Source organism: Actinomadura napierensis, from assembly GCF_039529375.1.
GTDB classification, from domain to species: Bacteria; Actinomycetota; Actinomycetes; order Streptosporangiales; family Streptosporangiaceae; genus Spirillospora; species Spirillospora napierensis.
In genome coordinates this window covers 1-4,444 of record NZ_BAAAMR010000230.1, presented here as the reverse complement: position 1 = coordinate 4,444, position 4,444 = coordinate 1, and the positions used below count along the sequence as shown (strand labels likewise).

Annotated in this window: 5 protein-coding genes and 1 pseudogene; 2 read left to right on the top strand and 4 right to left on the bottom strand. The window is 76.1% G+C overall.

Annotated features, from left to right (window positions below; translation table 11 throughout):
* Positions 1–218, top strand: a pseudogene (locus tag ABD296_RS48920) (4Fe-4S ferredoxin); the annotation flags it as partial.
* Positions 219–373: 155 nt separating this feature from the next.
* Here the strand turns inward: ABD296_RS48920 and ABD296_RS48915 are convergent.
* From ABD296_RS48915 to ABD296_RS48905, 3 genes are all read right to left on the bottom strand, one after another.
* On the bottom strand, positions 374–751 hold the full coding sequence (locus tag ABD296_RS48915) for a hypothetical protein (RefSeq protein WP_344285244.1): 378 nt from the start codon (positions 749–751) through the stop codon (positions 374–376).
* Positions 752–836: 85 nt separating this feature from the next.
* On the bottom strand, positions 837–1,199 hold the full coding sequence (locus ABD296_RS48910; RefSeq protein ID WP_344285241.1) for a hypothetical protein: 363 nt from the start codon (positions 1,197–1,199) through the stop codon (positions 837–839).
* 13 nt (positions 1,200–1,212) lie between these two features.
* Positions 1,213–1,599 (bottom strand): alpha/beta fold hydrolase, encoded by a 387-nt coding sequence (locus ABD296_RS48905; protein WP_344285238.1) that lies wholly within the window; start codon positions 1,597–1,599, stop codon positions 1,213–1,215.
* Between the two features lie 168 nt (positions 1,600–1,767).
* Here ABD296_RS48905 and ABD296_RS48900 point away from each other — a divergent pair, with 168 nt between their 5' ends.
* On the top strand, positions 1,768–2,499 hold the full coding sequence (locus ABD296_RS48900; protein ID WP_344285235.1) for a histidine phosphatase family protein: 732 nt from the start codon (positions 1,768–1,770) through the stop codon (positions 2,497–2,499).
* Between the two features lie 98 nt (positions 2,500–2,597).
* Here the strand turns inward: ABD296_RS48900 and ABD296_RS48895 are convergent, their stop codons facing one another.
* Positions 2,598–4,028 carry a GAF domain-containing protein gene (locus ABD296_RS48895; RefSeq protein ID WP_344285232.1) on the bottom strand — a complete coding sequence of 477 codons (1,431 nt, stop codon included), beginning with the start codon at positions 4,026–4,028 and terminating at the stop codon, positions 2,598–2,600.
* Positions 4,029–4,444 lie beyond the last annotated feature (416 nt).

The window sequence follows — 4,444 nt, the reverse complement described above, 5'->3', positions numbered from 1 at the left end:
GGCCCGCCCCCCCCGCCCTGCCGACCGGGGGGCGCACCATGACCGCCGCTCCCCCGGCGCCCGCCCCGGTCACCGCGGTCGCCGCGGTCGCCGCGGAACCGGCGGCCTCCGCCCCGCTGACGGCCGACCCGTCCCCCGGACCCGAGCCCGAGGCCGCGGAGGGCCGCACGGAGCAGGCCGAGGCCGGCGAGGGCGGCGCGGTCACGACGGCGGCGTGACGGCGCGCGCCGCCGCCCGAGGGCCGACGATCATGATGGAGAAGGGTGAACGCCGCGCGCCCGCCGGGACCGGCGCGGGACGGGCGGGCGCGCGGTCCGCCCCGCCCTGGCCGGCGGAGTGGCCGGCAGGGTGGCCGGCAGGGTGGCGGGAGGGGTCAGCCGTCCGCCGGACGGGCGCGGCGGGCGGTGCGGCGCAGCCACAGCAGCCCGATCACGGGCAGCACCAGCGGGACGAACCCGTACCCTTCGCCGTATCCCGACCAGACCGTGGCGTCCGGGAACGCCGAGCGGTCGACGAGGCTGAGCGTGCCGATCGCCAGGACCCCGGCCAGCTCCACCGAGCAGGCGGCGACGGCGACCCGGAACGAGGTCCGGCCGCCGCGGGCCAGCGCGACCGTCGCCAGGACGTAGACGGCCGCGGCGAACGCCGACAGCGAGTAGGCCAGCGGCGCGTCGGAGAACTTGGTGCCGATCTGCACGCCCGCGCGCGCACCGGCCGCGAGCGCGAAGATCGCGTAGACGGCGACCAGCAGCCGGCCGGGGCCGCTGCCGGTGCCCGTGCGGACGCGCTCGCCGCCGGGGCGGGCGGCCGGTTCGCCGGTGACGCCGGTGTCGGGCTCAGGCACTGCCGCTCCACAGCTGGTTCATTCGAACGATCATGACGGCGACGGCGACGCCGGCGACCACGAGTACCGCCGACCCCCAGCGGCTGCGCTCCAACAGCCCCCAGCCGGCGCCCGCGACCGGGATCAGCAGGACGGCCAGCAGGTAGCCGATGAACGTGGCGGGGTGCTTCGGCCCCCCGTCGCCCGACAGCTTGACGAACCCGACCACGGCCTGCGCGATCAGCAGGACCTCCAGCACCCCGAGCCCGATCAGGTCGGGGAGGCCCATCGCGCGCCCGCGCAGCGCCGTCACCAGCGCGTACACGGCGATGATCAGCGCCACCACGATGATCACGGTGGCCAGGGCGGTCGTCACGCAGAAGAGAGTACTACCGGCTGTAGAGCAACCGCGATCCGGCCGCACGGCCCCGTCCAGCGGCCCTTCCCGCCGCGATGGTGGCCGCGCCGCCGGACAGGGAGTGCCCAACGATGGCGGCGGGCCCGCCGAAGTGCCGGACGACCCCGAGCAGGTCCTCGGCCACGTCCGTCCGGCTGATGGCCGCCTTCCCCGTGACCGACGGTCGGTCGAGGCCGGACTCGCCGTGCCCGCGCATGTCCATGTTCACCACCCGATAGCCGGCGCCGGCCAGCAACGGCATCAGACGGCGGTAGTCGCCGCGTCCGGTGCCCGTGCCGTGCGAGAGCACCACCAGCGGTCCCTCACCGATCACGTCGCAGGCGATCCGCCCGCCGTCGAGAGTCACCAATTCCGCCATGTGCGTGCCTTCCGTGCGTTCCGTCCCCGGTCACGGTCGATTGAACGCCGGACGGCCGTCCGCGCGGGGCCGCCGGGCAGGACCGGTCAGACGAGCAGCCGATCCGGTCAGTGCCTGACCGCGGCGGCACCGGCGACGCGGTCCGCGCAGCGGGCGGGCCGTGGCAGCATGGCGATCGTGAATTCGCTGCAGTGGCTCAACCTGACCCGGCACGGTGAGAGCACCGGCAACCTCGCCTACCAGGCGGTGCAGGGCACCGACGCCGAGGAGACGGGGATCCGCGAACGCGACGCGGACACCCCGCTGTCGGAACTGGGCCGGGCCCAGGCGGCGGCGCTGGGCCGCTGGCTCGCCGCCCTGCCCGAGGACGAGCGGCCGACGCTCGTCGCCGTCTCCCCCTACCTGCGGACCCTCGACACCGCCCGCATCGCGCTCGCCCAGACCTCCTACGCCCACCCACAGGACCCCGGCGGCCTGCGGATGAAGGTGGACGAGCGGATCCGCGACCGCGAGCAGGGCATCCTGCAGGGCCTGACCTGGATCGGGGTGCAGCGCCGGTACCCCGACGAGGCCGACCGGCTGAAGCGGCTCGGCAAGTTCTACTACCGGCCGCCCGGCGGGGAGTCGTGGGCCGACCTGGCGCTGCGGCTGCGCAGCTTCTACCGCGACCTGGAGGCCGACGCCCCCGGCGGGCGGGCCCTGGTGGTGACGCACGACGCGATCGTGGTGATGACCCGCTACCTCGTGGAGGACCTGTCGGAGAAGCAGGTTCTGGAAGTGGAGAAGGAGCCGGTCGCGAACGCGTCGATGACGCGCTGGCGGCACGACGGCGGCGGGCTGCGCGCCGTCTGCTACAACGAGTGCGGGCACCTGGTCAACGCCGGCGTCGGCTCCCCCTGACCGAGGACACCGGGCCGTATCACTGTGGGGGGACGACCCCCCCACGCCCCCCGGCAACGACGCCTGACCGGCGCCCTCCGCTTCGCTCCGGGCGCCGGTCAGGCGTCGCCGTCCAGGAGGCGGGCGCGGCGGGTGGCGACGGCGGGCAGGCGCGGGTCGTCCTGCGGCAGCACGTCGCCGAGCCGCTCCAGCGCCTCCAGGTCGGTCCGGCCCTGCTCGGTCTGGGCGTAGGTCCACAGCGCTTCGGCGCCGCCCCGGTCGAGCGCGGACCGGCGGACCCGCACCGCCAGCTCGTCGCGTTCGCCGCGCACCGCGGGCGCGTCCGAGCGCGGCAGCAACTCGCCGTCGTAGAGCCGGACGGCCGCGGCGATGTCGCCCTCGTCCAGCAGCCGCCGGACGGTGAGGAAGTCGGCGTCGATCGCGCAGTCCAGCCGGTACGGCTTGGCGCGCACGAGGCCGCCGAGCTGGGCGCGCAGCCGGTGGATCTCGGCGCGGACGGTCACCGGGCTGCCCTCGTCGCCGTACAGGTGCCACGACAGCCGGTCGCCGCTGAGCCCCTCGGGGTGCAGCGCGAGCAGCGCGAGGATCTCCGCGTGCCGCAGCGTCAGCGGCAGGTGGACGCCGTCGAGCCGCGCGGACGGCTGGTCGGTGCCGAGCAGCGACAGGGTGAGCAGCGGCCGCCCGTCCGCACCGGGCCGGGCGACGCCGGCGGACGCCGTCCCGGGCGCGGCGCCCGGGTACGGGCGCAGCAGGTAGACCTCGCCGAGCGGTTCGGCTACCGCGGCGCGCCCGTCGGGCAGCGTGACGGCGCCGCCCTCGAACGGGACGGCCAGCCGCCGCCCCCGCCAGTCCTCGCGTCCGGCGGCCAGGATCCGGCCAGTCGCGGTGAGCAGCACCCCGGTGCCGCGCAGGTGCCGCAGGAACCGCTCGCGCAGCCGCTCGTCCCGCCTCCGCATGTCGACCTCCAGCCGGGACTCGGCGAGCCGCGCGGCGGCGGCGACCAGTGCGACGGTCGCCGGGTGCAGCTTCTCGACGGTGGCGCTGACGTCGATGCAGCCGATGACCCGGCCGGTGTCGGGGTCGGTGATCGGGGCGCCCGCGCAGGACCAGCGGTGCAGGACGTGCGCGACGTGCTCGGTGGCGTAGACGTACTCGGCGCGGCCGGTGGCGAGGGCGGTGCCGATGCCGTTGGTGCCGACCGCCCCCTCCGCCCAGCAGAAGCCCTCCATCAGCCCGATCCGCTCGGCCTCCCGCTGGACGGCGGGCGGCCCCTGCGTCCACAGCGCGTGCCCCGCCTCGTCGGTGATCACCATCAGGTGCTCGGTCTCGTCGGCGACGCCCCGCAGCAGCTCCCGCAGCAGCGGCAGGTGCGGGTCGAGCGGATGGGCGCCGCGGGCGTCGGCGACGGTGTCGCGGTCGAACACCAGCGGAGCCGCCGCGACGGCGGCGTCCACGCCGGCGTCGCGCGAGCGCCTCCAGGACTCGGCGATCGGCGGGCGCGCGGCGACCACCTGGTTCTGCACCACCATCAGCGCCTTTCCCCTGGAGGACAACGTCGACGGGTTTGAGGATCGGCCCATCGGGCGGGCCTCGCAACCGGTTCGCGCGAACCGAGGCGACGCTCTTTCGGCACAGTGTGTGATCGGACGGTCGCAACGTGCATGCAACGTCGGGGCGCCTAACGTTCCGAGCGCTGGGAGCCAGGGCCATCCTGTGGGCCCCGCCGTCCCGAGCGCGTCCGGGGGGAATGCGCACGGGACGGCAGGGGCGGGGCCCGCGCGCGCGGCTCCCGCGCATGAGGGGGGAATGGAGACCAATGCTCTGCCTGACGTGTCACCGCGTCCGCCCGGCGCTCGACCGGGCGGACTACACCGCCGACCGCGCCCTGCTCATCGTCCGCCGCGGGCTGTGCGCGTGCGGTGCCCCGCCGGCGCGCGCGGGCCGC

Excerpts from the sequence above, each read along its gene's own strand:
- ABD296_RS48905 (WP_344285238.1), bottom strand. The coding sequence starts at position 1,599 with ATGGCGGAATTGGTGACTCTCGACGGCGGGCGGATCGCCTGCGACGTG.
- ABD296_RS48900 (WP_344285235.1), top strand. The coding sequence starts at position 1,768 with ATGGCGATCGTGAATTCGCTGCAGTGGCTCAACCTGACCCGGCACGGT.
- ABD296_RS48895 (WP_344285232.1), bottom strand. The coding sequence starts at position 4,028 with ATGGTGGTGCAGAACCAGGTGGTCGCCGCGCGCCCGCCGATCGCCGAG.